This is a genomic window from Sinomonas susongensis (assembly GCF_005877005.1).
Classification (GTDB): domain Bacteria; phylum Actinomycetota; class Actinomycetes; order Actinomycetales; family Micrococcaceae; genus Sinomonas; species Sinomonas susongensis.
This window is the reverse complement of record NZ_SSNH01000008.1, coordinates 142,739-158,722: the sequence shown is the minus strand read 5'-3', so window position 1 is coordinate 158,722 and position 15,984 is coordinate 142,739. Positions and strand designations below refer to the sequence as shown.

Annotated in this window: 14 protein-coding genes and 1 tRNA gene; 11 read left to right on the top strand and 4 right to left on the bottom strand. The window is 66.7% G+C overall.

Features of this window, described 5'->3' with window-relative positions:
- Positions 1 to 195 precede the first annotated feature (195 nt).
- The 5 genes from E6A21_RS12405 to aroQ all read left to right on the top strand — a co-directional run bounded on the left by E6A21_RS12405 (position 196) and on the right by aroQ (position 4,649).
- The gene (locus tag E6A21_RS12405; RefSeq protein ID WP_246036445.1) at positions 196 to 1,464 is read left to right on the top strand and encodes an ABC transporter substrate-binding protein; all 1,269 of its coding nucleotides are present in this window, start codon (positions 196 to 198) and stop codon (positions 1,462 to 1,464) included.
- 79 nt (positions 1,465 to 1,543) lie between these two features.
- On the top strand, positions 1,544 to 2,452 hold the full coding sequence (locus tag E6A21_RS12400) for a carbohydrate ABC transporter permease (RefSeq protein ID WP_138444466.1): 909 nt from the start codon (positions 1,544 to 1,546) through the stop codon (positions 2,450 to 2,452).
- Complete coding sequence (locus E6A21_RS12395; RefSeq protein ID WP_138444465.1) at positions 2,449 to 3,363, top strand: carbohydrate ABC transporter permease; 915 nt, start codon at positions 2,449 to 2,451, stop codon at positions 3,361 to 3,363. The genes E6A21_RS12400 and E6A21_RS12395 overlap by 4 nt, the downstream gene beginning before the upstream one ends.
- A gap of 2 nt (positions 3,364 to 3,365) precedes the next feature.
- Entirely contained in the window at positions 3,366 to 4,133 is a 768-nt protein-coding gene (locus E6A21_RS12390) for a DeoR/GlpR family DNA-binding transcription regulator (protein ID WP_138444464.1), read from the top strand.
- A 36-nt stretch (positions 4,134 to 4,169) separates the two neighbouring features.
- Positions 4,170 to 4,649, top strand: coding sequence for a type II 3-dehydroquinate dehydratase (gene aroQ, locus E6A21_RS12385; protein ID WP_138444463.1), 480 nt, complete (start codon positions 4,170 to 4,172; stop codon positions 4,647 to 4,649).
- Positions 4,650 to 4,659: 10 nt separating this feature from the next.
- On the opposite strand, the gene E6A21_RS12380 is transcribed toward aroQ, so the two are convergent.
- Positions 4,660 to 5,844 (bottom strand): MarP family serine protease, encoded by a 1,185-nt coding sequence (locus E6A21_RS12380; RefSeq protein WP_138444462.1) that lies wholly within the window; start codon positions 5,842 to 5,844, stop codon positions 4,660 to 4,662.
- 131 nt (positions 5,845 to 5,975) lie between these two features.
- Here E6A21_RS12380 and E6A21_RS12375 point away from each other — a divergent pair, with 131 nt between their 5' ends.
- Entirely contained in the window at positions 5,976 to 6,653 is a 678-nt protein-coding gene (locus E6A21_RS12375) for a Crp/Fnr family transcriptional regulator (protein ID WP_043119506.1), read from the top strand.
- 311 nt (positions 6,654 to 6,964) lie between these two features.
- Here E6A21_RS12375 and E6A21_RS12370 read toward each other — a convergent pair whose 3' ends face one another.
- From E6A21_RS12370 to sp36, 3 genes are read right to left on the bottom strand one after another with little or no spacing between them, the layout of a single operon-like run.
- The gene (locus E6A21_RS12370) at positions 6,965 to 7,921 is read right to left on the bottom strand and encodes an NUDIX hydrolase (protein WP_246036443.1); all 957 of its coding nucleotides are present in this window, start codon (positions 7,919 to 7,921) and stop codon (positions 6,965 to 6,967) included.
- Entirely contained in the window at positions 7,905 to 8,414 is a 510-nt protein-coding gene (locus E6A21_RS12365) for a RidA family protein (RefSeq protein WP_138444461.1), read from the bottom strand. Before E6A21_RS12365 ends, E6A21_RS12370 begins: the two co-directional genes overlap by 17 nt.
- The gene (sp36, locus tag E6A21_RS12360) at positions 8,411 to 8,569 is read right to left on the bottom strand and encodes a Sp36 family protein (RefSeq protein ID WP_138444460.1); all 159 of its coding nucleotides are present in this window, start codon (positions 8,567 to 8,569) and stop codon (positions 8,411 to 8,413) included. Before sp36 ends, E6A21_RS12365 begins: the two co-directional genes overlap by 4 nt.
- 37 nt (positions 8,570 to 8,606) lie before the next feature.
- Here sp36 and E6A21_RS12355 point away from each other — a divergent pair, with 37 nt between their 5' ends.
- The 5 genes from E6A21_RS12355 to E6A21_RS12335 all read left to right on the top strand — a co-directional run bounded on the left by E6A21_RS12355 (position 8,607) and on the right by E6A21_RS12335 (position 15,976).
- The gene (locus tag E6A21_RS12355) at positions 8,607 to 10,949 is read left to right on the top strand and encodes a transglycosylase domain-containing protein (RefSeq protein WP_138444459.1); all 2,343 of its coding nucleotides are present in this window, start codon (positions 8,607 to 8,609) and stop codon (positions 10,947 to 10,949) included.
- Positions 10,949 to 11,947: a metallophosphoesterase gene (locus E6A21_RS12350; protein ID WP_138444458.1), complete on the top strand. Its 999-nt coding sequence runs from the start codon at positions 10,949 to 10,951 to the stop codon at positions 11,945 to 11,947. The genes E6A21_RS12355 and E6A21_RS12350 overlap by 1 nt, the downstream gene beginning before the upstream one ends.
- 80 nt (positions 11,948 to 12,027) lie before the next feature.
- Complete coding sequence (locus E6A21_RS12345; protein WP_138444457.1) at positions 12,028 to 13,956, top strand: ABC transporter ATP-binding protein; 1,929 nt, start codon at positions 12,028 to 12,030, stop codon at positions 13,954 to 13,956.
- Complete coding sequence (locus E6A21_RS12340) at positions 13,953 to 15,800, top strand: ABC transporter ATP-binding protein (RefSeq protein WP_138444456.1); 1,848 nt, start codon at positions 13,953 to 13,955, stop codon at positions 15,798 to 15,800. Before E6A21_RS12345 ends, E6A21_RS12340 begins: the two co-directional genes overlap by 4 nt.
- 99 nt (positions 15,801 to 15,899) lie before the next feature.
- A tRNA-Pro gene (locus E6A21_RS12335) sits at positions 15,900 to 15,976 on the top strand.
- The last annotated feature ends 8 nt before the right edge of the window (positions 15,977 to 15,984 follow it).

Below are 15,984 nucleotides of genomic sequence, written 5' to 3'. Positions count from 1 at the left end.
AGGAGGAAGGGGAGTCCGCGCGGAGGAGGACCAACGGAACGAAATACTTTCGTTCCTGATCTTTTCCGATCGTTTTTGAACGACTACCATAGGTGATGTGACGCAGATCACAGGAGATCGCGCACTACTCCAGGAGACACCATGGACACTCATAGCAGCCGTTCCTCCTTCTCCCCCTCCCGGACGCTCCCATCCATGGACCGCCGAACCCTCCTGAAAACCCTCGGCGTCGGTGCCGTGGGTTTGGCGAGCGTTCCGATCCTCTCGGGCTGCACAGGAGGGTCGGGGCCCGCCGGAGGCTCCGGCAAGTCGATGACCTTCGGATCGTCGGCCTCGGACGACGTTCCCAAGCGCGCCTATCAGGCCGTCGTGGACGCCTTCCAGAAGAAGGAGAGCGCGACGGTCACCGTCAACACCGTTTCCCACAACGACTTCCAGAACAAGATCAACTCGTACCTAGAGGGCAGCCCCGACGACGCGTTCACCTGGTTCGCCGGCTACCGAATGCAGTACTACGCGGGCAAAGGCCTCCTCGCACCGATCGACGACGTGTGGCAGCAGATCGGGGCGAACTACTCGGACGCCCTCAAGAAGGCCTCCACCGGGCCCGACGGCAAGATGTACTTTGTCCCGAACTACAACTATCCGTGGGGCTTCTTCTACCGGAAGAGCTTCTGGGCCGAGAAGGGCTACACGGTTCCCACGACCTTCGACGAGCTCAAATCCCTCGCGGCCAAGATGAAGGGCGACGGGATCATCCCCATCGGCTTCGCCGACAAGGACGGCTGGCCGGCCATGGGAACGTTCGACTACATCAACATGCGCCTCAACGGCTATCAATTCCATGTGGACCTGTGTGCCCACAAGGAATCATGGAACCAGCCCAAGGTGCAGGCCGTGTTCGACACCTGGAAGGCCCTCCTCCCCTACCAGGATCCCGGTGCGCTTGGCCAGACCTGGCAGGATGCGGCCCAGTTCCTCGGCCAGAAGAAGACGGGCATGTACCTTCTGGGGTCGTTCGTCACGCAGCAGTTCACGGACAAGACCGTCCTCGACGATATTGACTTCTTCCCCTTCCCCGCCATCGCGGTCGAGGGCCAGGACGCGATCGAGGCGCCTATCGACGGGCTCCTGCTTTCGAAGAAGGGCGGCCAGAACCAGGTCGCGAAGGACTTCCTGCAATATGTGGGCACTCCCGATGCCCAGAACGTCTACTACTCGATCGACAATTCGAACATCGCGACGGCCAAGGGCGCCGACACCTCGAAATTCACTCCGCTGAACAAGAAGTGCGCCGACGCGATCGCGAACGCCAAGCACATCAGCCAGTTCTTCGACCGGGATGCCCTCCCGGCCATGGCGAACAATGTGATGATCCCGGCGCTCCAGTCCTTCATCAAGGACGGGACCGTCGACATCAAGAACCTCGAGTCCCAGGCTGCCTCCCTCTACGCGGCCCAGTAGCCGCGGCTGAAGCCAAGCGACTGCCGGCGCGGGCGGATTCCATCCCCGCCCGTGCCGACCCAACCCTGCAGGAAGCACGATGCCAAGAATCCGCAAGGTTCGCCGCCTCTCGACCCGAGACAAGATCGTCCTGACAGCCATGGTGGCTGTTCCCACGCTCATCGAACTCATCTTCGTCTGGCTGCCCACCCTCTTCTCCATCGGCCTCAGCCTCACCCGCTGGAATGGCCTCGATCTCAGCGACATCCATCCGGCCGGAATGGCCAACTACCAATACGTGGCCCAGGACTACCCGCCATTCTGGCCCGCGGTGCAGCACAACATCCTGTGGCTCGTCTTCCTCGGGGTCGTCGCGACTCCTCTAGGCCTGCTGCTCGCCGTGCTGCTTGACCAGAGGATCCGCGGGAGCAGGATCTACCAGAGCATCTTCTTCGCTCCCGTCATGCTCTCGCTCGCCCTTGTCGGCGTCATCTGGCAGCTGTTCTACCAGCGCGACCACGGGCTCCTGAACTTCCTCCTCGGAACGGCAGGCACGCCCGCGGCGGTCGACTGGTTCGGCGACAGCAAAGTCAACATCTGGGCCGCCCTCATCGCGGCGACCTGGCGTCATTCCGGCTACGTCATGCTCCTTTACCTCGCGGGCCTCAAGGGGGTCGACCCCACCCTCAAAGAGGCCGCGGCGATCGACGGCGCAAACGCGTACCAGACCTTCTTCCGCGTGGTCTTCCCGGCCATGCGGCCGATCAACATCGTCATCGTCGTCATCACGATCATCGAATCCCTCCGGGCATTCGACATCGTCTACGTCATCAACCGTGGGACGAACGGCCTCGAACTCATCTCGGCGCTCGTCATCCAGAACCTCGTCGGCGAAGGGCAGGTCATCGGGGTCGGCTCCGCCCTCGCGACCATCCTGCTCGTCATCTCCCTCGTGCCGATCATCTTCTACCTGACCCGAACGTTCGGGAAGGAGGCGAAAGAGCAATGACTGTCATCGCAGCGCCTCCCGTCAAGGAGGCTCCCACGGACACGGGGGGCGACGGATCCCGGCCCAAGCGGCATTTCGCGACCCACCTCGTCCTCATCGTCCTGGCGATAATGTGGCTCCTGCCGCTGGGCTGGTCCGTCTACACCGCTCTGAGGCCCATCGCCTCGACCAACCAATACGGGTACTTCAGCATCGCGGGACCGTACAACTTCGACAATTTCGTCGCTGCCTGGAATCAGGGCGGTTTCTCGAAGTACTTCATGAACTCCGCCCTCATCACCGTCCCGTCTGTCGTCCTCACGCTGTTCCTGTCATCGCTCATGGCGTTCGCAGTGAGCCGGGTGAACTGGAAGTTCAACATCACGCTGCTCATCCTGTTCACGGCGGGAAACCTGCTGCCCCCACAGGTCCTCGCCGCCCCGCTCTTCCAGATGTTCAAGCACCTGAATCTCCCCTATTGGTTCAGCGACTCGGGCACCCTCCTCAATACGTACATTTCGGTCATCGCCGTGGACACGGCATTCCAGATCGGCTTCTGCACGTTCGTCCTCTCCAACTACATGAAGGCCCTCTCCTCCGATCTGACCGAAGCCGCCCTCGTGGACGGCGCCGGCATCTGGCGGCAGTACTGGTCGGTCATCATGCCGTTGTGCCGCCCCGCCTTCGCTGCCCTCGCAACGCTGGAGGTCATCTTCATCTACAACGACTTCTTCTGGCCGCTCCTCTTTATACAGAGCGGTGACCGCCTCCCCGTCACGACCGCCATCAACAACCTGCAAGGCGTCTTCCTCAGCAACTACAACCTGCTCGCTGCCGGGGCCACCATCACCGTCATTCCGACCCTCGTCATCTACCTCGTCCTCCAGCGTCAGTTCGTCGCGGGCCTGACGCTCGGCTCGAGCAAGGGGTAGGCATGCTTGCCGCCGCGAGACAGTCCGCCATCCTCGACGCTGTCCAGAAGGAAGGCGTCGTCAAAGTCGCCGACCTGGCGTATCGACTCGGAGTCTCTGCCGTCACGGTCCGCAGGGACATCGACGCCATGAGCGACTCGGGGCTGCTCACGCGCGTCCACGGCGGCGTCATGATCCAAGGCGAGGTAGGCACCCATGAGCCCGGATTCGCACTCAAGTCGACCCAGCGCATCGAAGAGAAGACGGCGATCGCACGGGAGGCCGTGACCCTCGTGTCGGAGGGAATGGCCGTGGGCATCACGGCCGGCTCGACGACATGGATGCTCGCTCAAGCGCTCTCCGGGGGCCCGAACATCACCGTGCTGACGAACTCGGTGCGCGTCATGGAGGCGTTCGACACGTCGTCGTCGGGGTCAACCGTTCTGCTCACCGGCGGCGAGCGCACGCCGTCGGACGCACTCGTGGGCCCGCTCGCGACGTCGTCCATTCGCCGGCTGCATCTCGATCTGCTCTTCCTCGGGGTTCACGGAATGGACGAGCGCGCTGGCTTCACCACCCCCAATCTGCTCGAGGCCGAGACGAACCAGGCGTTCGCGGCGTCGTCACGGCGCCTCGTCGTCGTCGCGGACCACAGCAAGTGGGGCGTCCAGGGAATCGGCAGCATCTGCGGCTTCGACGAGGCAGATTGCCTCGTGACGGACCGCGGGCTCCCCGCCCACGCCCTCGGCTACCTCCGCGAGCGCATCCCTTCAGTCCGCATTGCATCCTGATCCGTTCAAACCTTGGTCCGGCTTAGGATCGGAACCATGACCGAGGCCACTGTCCCCCCTGCCCCCGCCCGCTCGAGCATCCTTGTGGTCAACGGACCGAACCTGAACCTCCTTGGGACCCGCGAGCCCGAGAAGTACGGGACCGCCACCCTCGGGGACATCGAGCGGCTGTGCGCCGGGGCCGCCGACGCGCACGGGCTCGAGTGCGACTTCGTGCAGTCGAATCACGAGGGCGCACTCGTCGATGCCATCCACGAGGCTCGGCAGAAGTCTCTCGGAATCGTCATCAACGCGGGGGCCTACACGCATACCTCCGTGGCCATCCGGGACGCGATCTCGGCCGTGGAGCTGCCAGCGGTCGAGGTGCACATCACGAACGTCCACGCACGCGAGCCGTTTCGGCACCACTCCTACCTGAGCGACGTCTGCCGCGCCGTGATCGCCGGGGCCGGCCCGCTCGGCTACCGCTTCGCGATCGACTACCTCGCGGAGCTCACCCGCGACCGCAACGTCTGAGGCGACTCGCCTACTTGCGCGTGCACTGACCCGGCTGGACCGGCTGGGAGAGTGAAGGCGCCTGGTCGGCCACCGGTTTCACCTCGTTCATGGTGATCGCGTAGCCCACGTTCGACGTGTTGTCCGACTTCGCGAAGACGATGCCGGTCACCGAGCCGTCGAGCGTCAGGAGCGGGCCTCCCGAGTTGCCCTGCTGGACGTCGCCGGCGATCTGGTACACGAGCTTCGGCACCGCGTTGGCACCGTAGATATCCGGGGCGAGCACCGTCGTCGTGCCCTGGATCGCGGCTGGCCGCATCTGGAAGGGGCCGCCGAGGGGATAGCCGCCGAACGCCGCGGACGTGCCCGCCTGGCTGTTGCCGATGAGGTGCAGTGCCGGGAGCGAGAGGTTGTCCACCGCCAGCACGGCCAGGTCGTGGACGCTGTCGAAGTAGACGACGCGGGCGGTGCGGGCGCCCCCGCTCTGCAGCTCCACGACCGGCTCCTGCACGCCGGCGACGACGTGCGCGTTCGTGACGACCCGGTTCGGGGCCACCACGAAACCGCTCCCCGTCTGGTTCTGGCCGCATTGGTACGCCGTGCCGGTGATCCGCACGATCGAGGTCGACGCCGTCCTCAGCGCCGTCGAATCCGTGTTCTCCTGCGGGATCGGCACGGGCTGGAGCGGGCCAATCCCCTCGATGATCCGAGGGAGGGTGTCCCCGAGCACGAACGCGCGCAACTGCGCGGCCTCGGCCTTCAATGGGTCCGGGGTCAGCCCGTCGATCGTGGTGATGACGCGTGAGGATGCGAGCTGCTGCGAGAGGACCGGCACGCCGACGCTCGAAACCGTGAAGGCCAGCATCGACATGACAATCGCGGCAACCGCGACGTTCGCCAACCCGCCGAGCACGCGGTCCAGCACACCGAACGACTTCCACCGGATCTGACGCCGGGCCTTCCGCCCCAGGGTGGTCCCCACCGCGTTGCCCGCGACCATGAGCAGGATCGCGGTGACGACGACGGCGGCGGCGCGCCACGAGCTGTCGGAGAGCCATTGGCTCACAAGAGGCACGGCAAAGAACGCCGCGGCGCCTCCCACGAGGAAGCCGATGATGCCGCCGAGGCTTACGAGGAATCCCGCCCGTACCCCGTACACGAGGTAGCCGATCAGGACCACCACGAGTACGAGGTCTAGGAAGGCCGTATCGAACATTGTGCCCAGTCTATCGGCGGCCGCTGGGGTCAAGCTGGGCGCCGCGGCGGTGGTGCGTTCGTCACAAAGCCTTGCAAAGTCTGGAAGAATGAGGCTCAGCGCTAGCACTGGCTATTGACTAGGAGACTGAATTGGATATCGAGGTACTTCGCCGCGCGCCGCTCTTCGCCACTCTCGACGACGAGGCTTTCCGCCTTCTGACCGATGAGCTCACGGAGGTCGACCTTTCCCGCGGTGCCTCGGTGTTCCGCGAGGGCGATCAGGGCGATCAGATGTACTTCATCGTCTCCGGCAAGATCAAGCTCGGCCGCACCTCTCCTGATGGGCGCGAGTCGCTCCTCGCGATCCTCGGGCCCGGGGAGCTGTTCGGCGAAATGGCCCTCTTCGATCCCGCGCCCCGCACCGCGACCGCGACCGCCGTTTCCGAGACGCGCCTGGCGGGCCTCAAGAACGACGCGCTCGTCGCCCTGCTCCGCGCCCGTCCCGAGGTGTCGGCCCAGCTGCTCCAGGCTCTGGCCCGTCGCCTCCGCCGCACGAACGACTCGCTCTCCGACCTCGTGTTCAGCGATGTTCCCGGCCGCGTCGCGAAGGCGCTCCTCGACCTCGCCGACCGCTTCGGACGCCCCGCCACTGACGGTGTCCTCGTGGCCCACGAGCTCACGCAGGAGGAGCTTGCGCAGCTCGTCGGCGCCTCGCGCGAAACCGTGAACAAGGCCCTCGCCGAGTTCGTGCAGCGCGGCTGGATCCGCCTCGAGGCGCGCGCCGTCGTCATCCTCGATATGCCGCGCCTGCGCCAGCGCTCGCGCTGACCCGTCTCGGGTACACCAACCCACCCCTGGGGGGCATCTCGGGTACACCAAACCCACCCCCTAGGGGCATCTCGGGTACACCAACCCACCCCCTTGGGGCATCTCGGGTACGGAAACTCGTGCTCTAGATCGAACTCGGGTGCGGAAACTCAACGGCCGGCGCCTTCCAAGCGGAAGGCGCCGGCCGTCGTCGTTGGTTACCTGTACCCGAAACGCTCTGTGGCGCGAGTAGCCGTACCCGAGATATCTCAGCGGCTGGTTAGCTGTACCCGAAACGCTCTGTGGCACGAGTAGCCGTACCCGAGACTCGCTCAGGGCTGGTTATCTGTACCCGAAACGGTGGGGGTGGGGTGGGGGATGGCGGAGAGTGCTGCCGTTGCGGGGGCCGTACTCGGCGCCTCGACGCGGAGCCATAGCTTCCCGTCCTCCTGCTCGAGCTGCGCCTGATAGGTGTGCGTGGAGCGCTTGAGGTTGAGGTACGCGATGCAGCCCTTGGCCTTCATGATCTTCTCGAGGATGATCTCGCTCGCCGGGACCAGGAGCTCGGCAAGGGGCAGTCCCTTGGTCTCGTCCTCGCCGATGGAGTCCCCGAAGGCGGACGTGTCGCGGTCCTTGAGGAGCCGAGCAGGCAGCACCCAGTCGCCCCAGACGCCTCGGCTGGGCAGCAGCATCGGGGTCTGGCCGACCGGAAGCGTAGCGGCGAAGTAGCGGGTATCGAAGCGGCGATGGGCGAAGTCGGGCGAGACCCAGTGCACGAGCGGCCGCAGGAGATCGGTCCTCAGCCCGAGGCCCCGCTTCGCCATGAGGTCTGCGAAGCTGATTTCCTCGTTGGCGACGGCCTCCCGTGCCCGCATCCAGTCAGCGGTCCCGGTGCCCTCCACCACGGTCGTCGCGTCCGACCCAGCGAGGAGCACTCCGGTCTCCTCGAAGAGCTCGCGGATGGCCCCGACGACGTGGGCCCGTGCCTTGGAGAACTCCTCGAGCCCGAGCATCTCCGCCCACTGGCCGACCGAGGGGCCGAACCAGTCGAACGTGTCGTGGTCGGCGTTCTGAACCGAGCCGCCGGGGAAGGCGACGACCCCCAGGGGCGAATCCCCAGGGCGATAGGCGAGCCATGTCTCGGTGCCCTCGGCCGAATCCCGGACCAGGACCACCGAGGAAGCCAGCCGGGCGTTCCGCGGCGGACGGTCCGCCTCCTCAAGCCAGCTGCGCGCCGCCCCCTGAAGTCGCTTGGGGACGATGAAACGGCGGCTATGCAAATTCTGCAATCAACTCCACCTCGACCGGTGCGTCAAGCGGCAGGACCGCGACGCCGACGGCGGATCGGGCGTGCGCGCCCGCGTCTCCGAACACTTTGCCGAGCAGTTCAGAGGCGCCGTTGACGACGCCGGGCTGCCCGGTGAACGACGGGTCGGAGGCCACGAAGCCCACGACCTTCACGATGCGCGTCACGCGGTCGAGGTCGCCGATCTGCGCCTTGACCGCTGCGAGCGCGTTGATGACGCAAAGCTCTGCCAAGCGCTTTGCATCGTCGGCGCCGACCTCGGCACCGACCTTGCCCGTCGCGGGCAGTTCGCCCTTGACGAACGGAAGCTGGCCAGACGTGTAGACGAATCCCCCGGCCACAGCGGCGGGTACATACGCGGCCACGGGTGCGGCCACCTCGGGGAGCACGAGGCCGAGGTCGGCGAGGCGCCGCTCGACTGCGCTCGCCGCTCCGAGACCTGCGTCCTGAGCCGCGCTGGCCTGCGCCTCGCTCATGCCTGCTTCTCCCTCTTCATGTACGCCACCAGTCCGTTCCCACCGGGGCCAGGAACAACCTGCACGAGCTCCCAGCCGTCATCGCCCCACTGGTCGAGGATCTGCTTGGTCGCATGGACGATCAGCGGTACGGTCGCGTACTCCCACCTGGTCATAAAGTCCAGAGTAATCGGTCCCGGTAGACTGCCCTACATGGCGTCTGGCAAGAACCCGCTCTTCGACACTGCCACAACGCTCGGCAAGATCCTCGCTTTCCTTGGCGTCAGCGCGATCTGCGGAGTGCTCGTGGCAGGCCTCATGGTGCCCGCTGCGGCGGTCACGGGGAGCGCTGCAAACGGCTCGGTACAGTTCTTCAACAGCCTGCCGAGCGAACTCACGGTGACCCCTCCAGGGCAGGTGACGAAGATCCTCGCCTCCGACGGCTCGCAGATTGGCACGCTTTTCAGCGAGAACCGCACTCAGGTCCCCCTCGACCAGATGTCCCCGAACATCAAGAACGCGATCGTGGCGATCGAGGACTATCGCTTCTACCAGCACGGCGGCGTCGACATGACGGGCATCCTGCGCGCGCTCGTCTCGAACTTCCGCGGCGACAAGCAGGGTGCCTCGACGCTCACGCAGCAGTATGTGACCAACGTCATCAACGAGAACCTTGTCTCGGAGGGCAAGCAGGCCCAGGTCGTGCTCAACGGCCAGAAGGGCGTGGGGGACAAGCTGCGCGAGATGAAGCTCGCAATCGCGCTTGAGAAGCAGTACTCGAAGGACCAGATCCTTCAGGGCTACCTGAACATCGTGTTCTTCAACAGCAACGCCTACGGGATTCAGGCGGCCAGCCAGTACTTCTTCTCAGAAGACGCCAAGGACCTCTCGCTGCCGCAGGCAGCCCTCCTGGCGGGGCTGGTCAACAGCCCCTCGGGATATGACCCGACGCTGCACCCGGACGCCTCCAAGCAGCGCCGCGACCTCGTGCTCGACGCGATGCTCCAGCACGGGTACATCAACCAGAAGCAGCACGACGACGCCGTCAACACGCCGATTCAGCTCAAGCTGAATCCGCCGAAGCAGGGCTGTGCGTACGCGTCCCAGGCGCAGTACTTCTGCGATTACGTGGTCCATCAGATCGAGAACGATCCTGCCTTCGGCGCTACCGTGGACGATCGGGACCAGAAGCTCACTCGCGGTGGGCTCACCATCAAGACGACGCTCGACCCGCGCCTCCAGGGCCCGGCCCAGCAGCAGGTCGACGCGACCGCGGGCGCCAACCCCGACAAGTGGTCGTCCTCCCTCGTGACGGTCCAGCCGGGCACCGGGAAGGTCCTTGCGATGGCTCAGAATACGAGGATCCTCGCGGGCCAGGGCACAGACTTCCTCACGTCGTACAACTTCAACGTGGACAGCGGGGACGCCAACGGCAATCCCCTCGGAGGGATCGGAGGCATGCAGCCCGGCTCGACGATGAAGCCGATCACCCTGGCCGCGTGGCTCAACGAGGGCAAGCCGACCAACCAGATCGTGGACGCGTCCCAGCGCCGGTACCCCGCCAACTTCCCGTGGAAGACGACCTGCCAGAAGGTCACGGGATTCTATGACTCCACGGTGAGCGGATCGGACGACCTGCAGAACGACGAGCCGAACTGGTACCGGCCGATGTCTGTGCGAGAGGGCATCTACCAGTCGATCAACACCGCGACCTTCGCATCCGCGGCTGCGCTCAACGACTTCTGCGACATCCAGCGGGCCTCCGACGCGATCGGCATGCACCTCGGCAGCGGAAAGAACGAGAAGCTCGACATGTCGACGCTGGGCAACCTGCTCGGCGGCTCGAACGTCTCGCCGATGACCATGGCCAACGCGTTCGCGACGTTCGCCAGCAACGGCACCCTGTGCCAGCCCATGTCCATCACGGACGTGCTCGACTCCCAGGGCAAGAGGATCGGCGGGCAGAGCCAGAACTGCCAGGCGAACGCCCTCAAGCCGGATGTTGCCAAGGCCGTCACGAACGTCCTCCAGGACGTGTTGACAAGGGGTTCGGGCTACAACATCAAGGACGCCAACGGCCAGACCATCAAGCTCGGCGTCCCGGATGCCGCGAAGACCGGTACGAACCAGTACAACGGCCAGACCTGGGTCGTCGGCTACACGAAGGGCCTCTCGACGGCCTCGTTCTTCGGTGACGCCTTCAAGCCTCAGGGCCATATCGGCCAGAACGTCACGATCAACGGGCGCTTCTACACCAGCGTCGACGGCGCCTACATCGCGGGTCCGCAGTGGGCGTACTACATGCAGAAGGCCGCGCCCCTCTACGACCACGGCGACTTCGATGCGCCGCCGCAGAACCTGATCACGGGCACTTCGTCGCAGCAGTTCCAGACTCCGAGCACGGACACGACAAGCCAGGGCGCCTCGAACCAGGACACGACCGGCGGCACGACGGTTCAGAACCCGACGGTCCCGCTCCCGACCGCCTTCCCGCTGCCGACCAACTTCCCGCAGCCGACCGTCCCCGCACGGCCCACCCCGAGCAAGAAGGGCTGATGGCCGCGACCGAAGGGCTCGTCCCGGGGGCGGGGGCGCCCCTCGCCCGAGCGGCGCAGCGTACGACGGCGGCCCTCGCGACAGGTGCCAGACGGGCTGGCTTCCTCGCTGGCGTGGCAGCCTCGGCAGGGGCCGCGGCCGCAGCGTACGGCTGGTGGGAGAAGGACCAGTTCCGTCTCCGCGAGGAGACGGTTCCGGTGCTCCCCAAGGGCTCCTCCCCGATCCGCGTCCTGCACCTGAGCGACATCCACTTCGTCCCCGGCCAGACCAAGAAGGCGGCGTGGCTCGCAGGCCTTGCCGAGCTCTACCCGGATCTCGTGGTGAATACGGGCGACAACCTGAGCCACGTCGACGGCGTCGCGCCGCTGCTCGAGGCATTGGGTCCTCTTCTGCGCTTCCCTGGAGTCTTCGTGCCCGGCTCGAACGACTACTACGCTCCGATTGCGAGGAACCCGGCGTCGTACCTGCTGGGCCCCTCCAACCGCCGCCCCCTGCCGGACCGGGTCGAGCTCGACTGGCGGGGACTCTTCGGCGGCTTCGGAGCGGCGGGCTGGATCAGCCTGACGAATCGGTCCCAGTCGGTGGTCTTCGACGGTGTGCGCTTCGACTTCTCCGGGGTCGACGATCCGCACCTCAAGCGGGAGCAGTACGCCGACTGGCCCCGCGGCTCGTCCGGCCATGACCGCGAGCCCCACGTGAAGGTCGCGGTGATCCACGCGCCGTACCAGCGGGTGCTCGACTACTTCACCGACACGGGCGCCGACCTGATCCTCGCCGGCCACACGCATGGCGGCCAGATCTGCCTGCCCGGCTACGGTGCGCTCGTCTCGAACTGCGATCTGCCCACGTGGCGCGCCAAGGGCCTCACGAAGTGGGAGCATGCCGGCAATTGGGCGTCGCTCAACGTGTCCGGCGGGATCGGGACGTCCCGTTTCGCGCCCATCCGCATCGCCTGCCGTCCGGAAGCAGTTCTGCTCACACTGACAGCCCGGGCCTGAGCGCGCTCCCCCGCTCGCCCGACATGGCGTAGGGTAGTTGCCACAGCTAACTACTTCTAGCCGGAGGTGTGAGCGCCGGCATGCCCGCAAAGGCACCCACCACGAATCAGACTTCCTTCCGCAGCAGCCTTGCCCGGCTCGCCCCGGAGGCCCGCCCGATCGTCCCGAGGCTCATCGCGGGCCTCGGCGTCGGGCTCTCGGCCTCTGTCCTCGCAGTGCTCGTCCCCCAGGTGTTCCGCGCCGTCATCGATGCGCTGCTCCGCCCGGGTGCGGGCCCGTCGGCGGTCGTCTTGGCGGCCGCCGTCGTGCTCGTCATGGGCGTCTTCGAGGCAGTCCTGACGTTCCTGCGGCGACTCTTCGTGCTCGACCCGGCCACGAACGTCGAAGCGTCGCTGCGCGTCAAGCTCTACCGCCACCTGCAGCTGCTCCCCGTCTCGTTCCACGACGGCTGGGGCTCGGGCCAGCTGCTCTCGCGGGCCATGACGGACCTCAACCTGCTGCGCCGCTGGCTTGCGTTCGGGGCCATCTACCTCGTCATTTCGTTCGCGACGGTGATCGTCGGCATCTCCATGCTGTTCACCATCTCGTGGCAGCTCGCGCTGATCTTCCTCGCGGCCGCCGTCCCGATCAGCATCTACAGCTTCCGGTTCCGCCGCCAGTACGTCGCCGCGTCCCGGCGGAGCCAGGACCAGGCTGGCGACCTCGCGACCGCAGTCGAGGAGTCCGTGCACGGCATCCGCGTGCTCAAGGCCTTCGGCCGCAGCCGCGAGGCCCTCGAGAACTTCGCCCTCCAAGCCGAGGGGCTCCGGGAGACTGAGGTGACGAAGGCCCGCCACCTCGCGGTGTTCAGCATGGTCGTGACACTCCTTCCCGAGCTTGCCCTCGGCACCGGGCTCATGGTCGGACTCTGGCTCGCGGCCACGGGCCAGATCACGGTCGGGGCGCTCGCGGCATTCTTCGCCACTGCCGCCGCCGTGGCGAACCCGGTTGAGATGTCGGGTGCGCTCGTGGGCATGGCGCTCACGGCCAAGACCGCGATCGACCGCCACTACGAGGTCATGGATGAGCCTGTCGCCATCACCGACCCCGTCGAGCCGACCCGTGTCAGCTCGCAGCCGTCGGGCGCCCAGCGCGCCGCACTCGCCTTCCGGGACGTGCTCTTCGCCTACGAGCCGCCGAGGCCCGGCGGCGTGCCCTCGGACCGTGCGAAGGCCCCTCAGACGCCGGGCCCGGCACTGGCAAGCGACGGCTGCGGCCGCCCGGTGCTGCGCGGAGTCAACCTCGAGCTTGCCCCGGGCGAGACGATGGCCCTCGTGGGCGTCACGGGATCAGGCAAGAGCACGCTCCTCCAGCTCGTACCCCGCCTCTACGAGGTGAGCGGCGGTGCCGTCGAGATCGACGGCGTCGACGTGCGCCGCCTCCCGCTCGCGGAGCTCCGGAGCCTCGTCTCGGTCGCGTTCGAGGATTCGACCCTTTTCTCGAACTCGATCCGGGACAACGTGCTCCTCGGCGCCCCGGTCCGCGAGGGCCCCGACGCCGACGCCATCCTCGAGGAGGCGCTCGACGTCGCGCAGGCGCAGTTCGCCTACTCGCTCCCCGAGGGCGTCGACACCCGCATCGGCGAGGAGGGGCTGAGCCTCTCCGGCGGCCAGCGGCAGCGCATAGCGCTCGCGCGGGCCATCGCGGCGAAGCCGTCGGTCCTGGTCCTCGACGACCCGCTCTCCGCCCTCGACGTCGCGACCGAGGAGCGGGTCGAGGCCCGGCTCCGCGAGGTGCTGGCGGAGACGACGACGCTCATCGTCGCCCACCGCCCCTCGACGGTGGCGCTCGCGGACCGCGTGGCCCTCCTCCGGGACGGCGTGATCGACGACGTCGGAACCCACTCCGAGCTGCTCGCGAGGAACCCGCACTACCGATACGTCATCGCGAGCCTCGACACCGAGCCCCGGGATCTCGATTCCGAGCTCGATGCAGATGACAGCATGGACGATCTCGAGGAGGCCCGATGACCGCCGCCCCCCGCACGGTTGCCACCCCGCGCGGCGGCGCGCCGAGGGACCACGCTGAAGACTCCGTCGACCTCACCCGCGAGGACTCGCGGGCCGTCAGACGGCGCTCGCTCCGCCTGCTGAAGGACCTCATCCACCCCGTGCGGGTGCGCTTCTGGGCGACGCTCGGAATGGTCGTCGTCTCGCAGGCGACGAAGGCCGCCGGGCCGGCGATCATCGCGTTCGGCATCGACAGCGCCCTGCCCGCGCTCATCCACGGGCGCTCGCTCCTCGTCTGGCTCGCTGGCGCGATGTACCTCGCCGCCGCCCTCACGACGGCACTCCTGACGGCCGGCTACGTGACCTCTACCGCAAAGCTGAGCCAGACGATGCTCCTCGACCTGCGTGTCCGGGTGTTCCGGCATACGCAGCGGCTCAGCCTCGACTTCCACGAGCACTACACGTCCGGGCGGATCATCAGCCGCCAGACATCCGATCTCGAGGCGCTGCGCGACCTCCTCGATTCCGGCGTCAGCTCGCTCGCCTCAGGCGTCCTCTTCATGCTGTTCACGGCCAGCACGGTGTTCCTCCTCGACTGGATGTCCGGCGTCATCATGCTCGCCGCCGCGGTTCCGATGCTCGCCCTGGCCCGCTGGTACCAGATCCGCTCGCAGATCGCCTACCGCGCCTCCCGCGTCGCGTCGGCGCGGCTCATCGTCCATTTCGTCGAGTCGATGACGGGAATCCGGGCTGTGAAGGCGTTCCGGAAGGAGCCCGAGAACAACGAGGAGTTCGGGGCTCTCACGGAGGACTACCGGAAGGTCACAGCGCGCTCGATCCAGCTCAATGGGATCCTGCAGCCGGGCCTCGTCCTCATCGGCAACATCACGGTCTCCGTCGTGCTCCTGGTGGCAGGCCTTCGCGTGCTGGACGGCGGCCTCGCCGTCGGCGTGCTCCTCGCCCTCGTGCTGTCGGTGAAGCGCTTCTACCAGCCGATCGCAGACATGGCGATGTTCTACAACTCGTTCCAGAGCGCACAGGCTGCCCTCGAGAAGGTGTCCGGCCTGCTGGAGGAGGTCCCGACGGTCGTCCCGCCGAAGGACCCCGAGCCGCTCCCCGACCCGCGCGGCCACATCCGTTTCGACCGGGTCGAGTTCCGCTACGGCGACGGGCCGCTCGTCCTTCCCGAGTTCAGCCTCGACATCCCTGCGGGCCAGACCGTCGCCCTCGTCGGCGCCACGGGCGCGGGAAAGTCGACGCTCGCAAAGCTCGTGGCGAGGTTCTACGACGTCTCTGCCGGCGCGCTGACGCTCGACGGCGTCGACCTCCGGCGCCTTTCGACGCCGGACCTGCGCCGCGCCGTCGTCATGGTCACCCAGGAGGCGTTCCTCTTCAGCGGCTCGGTGGCAGACAACATCGCCTTGGGGCGTCCGACGGCGGCGCGCGAGGAAATCGAGGCCGCCGCCAAGGCGGTGGGCGCCCACGAGTTCATCTCTGCGCTCCCGGACGGCTACGACACGGACGTGAACAAGCGCGGCGGCCGCGTCTCGGCGGGCCAGCGCCAGCTCATCTCGTTCGCCCGCGCCTTCCTCGCTGCTCCTGCCGTGCTCATCCTCGACGAGGCGACTTCTTCCCTGGACATCCCCTCCGAGCGTCTCGTGCAGGCGGGCCTCTCGAGCCTGCTGGCCCGGCGAGGCAGGACGGCGATCATCATCGCCCACCGCCTCTCGACGGTCGAGATCGCCGATCGGGTACTCGTCATGGACGCGGGACGGATCATCGAGGACGGCACTCCGGAGGAGCTCATTCGCGGTGGCGGGCGCTTTGCAGCGCTTCATGGCGCGTGGCGGGAGTCCCTGGTGTGAGCGTCGTCGGATTGGGCCTGGAGAGACCAACCGATTTCGCCTGAGGGACCCGCATCGGGTACTCTGTATGAGTTGCATCGGGGAAACTCGGCAGCGGATCGGGATGTAGCGCAGCTTGGTAGCGCGCTTCGTTCGGGACGAAGAGGTCGCAGGTTCAAATCCTGTCATCCCGACCAATAGAACA

Excerpts from the sequence above, each read along its gene's own strand:
- E6A21_RS12405 (WP_246036445.1), top strand. The coding sequence starts at position 196 with ATGGACCGCCGAACCCTCCTGAAAACCCTCGGCGTCGGTGCCGTGGGT.
- E6A21_RS12400 (WP_138444466.1), top strand. The coding sequence starts at position 1,544 with ATGCCAAGAATCCGCAAGGTTCGCCGCCTCTCGACCCGAGACAAGATC.
- E6A21_RS12395 (WP_138444465.1), top strand. The coding sequence starts at position 2,449 with ATGACTGTCATCGCAGCGCCTCCCGTCAAGGAGGCTCCCACGGACACG.
- E6A21_RS12390 (WP_138444464.1), top strand. The coding sequence starts at position 3,366 with ATGCTTGCCGCCGCGAGACAGTCCGCCATCCTCGACGCTGTCCAGAAG.
- aroQ (WP_138444463.1), top strand. The coding sequence starts at position 4,170 with ATGACCGAGGCCACTGTCCCCCCTGCCCCCGCCCGCTCGAGCATCCTT.
- E6A21_RS12380 (WP_138444462.1), bottom strand. The coding sequence starts at position 5,844 with ATGTTCGATACGGCCTTCCTAGACCTCGTACTCGTGGTGGTCCTGATC.
- E6A21_RS12365 (WP_138444461.1), bottom strand. The coding sequence starts at position 8,414 with ATGAGCGAGGCGCAGGCCAGCGCGGCTCAGGACGCAGGTCTCGGAGCG.
- sp36 (WP_138444460.1), bottom strand. The coding sequence starts at position 8,569 with ATGACCAGGTGGGAGTACGCGACCGTACCGCTGATCGTCCATGCGACC.
- E6A21_RS12355 (WP_138444459.1), top strand. The coding sequence starts at position 8,607 with ATGGCGTCTGGCAAGAACCCGCTCTTCGACACTGCCACAACGCTCGGC.
- E6A21_RS12350 (WP_138444458.1), top strand. The coding sequence starts at position 10,949 with ATGGCCGCGACCGAAGGGCTCGTCCCGGGGGCGGGGGCGCCCCTCGCC.
- E6A21_RS12345 (WP_138444457.1), top strand. The coding sequence starts at position 12,028 with ATGCCCGCAAAGGCACCCACCACGAATCAGACTTCCTTCCGCAGCAGC.
- E6A21_RS12340 (WP_138444456.1), top strand. The coding sequence starts at position 13,953 with ATGACCGCCGCCCCCCGCACGGTTGCCACCCCGCGCGGCGGCGCGCCG.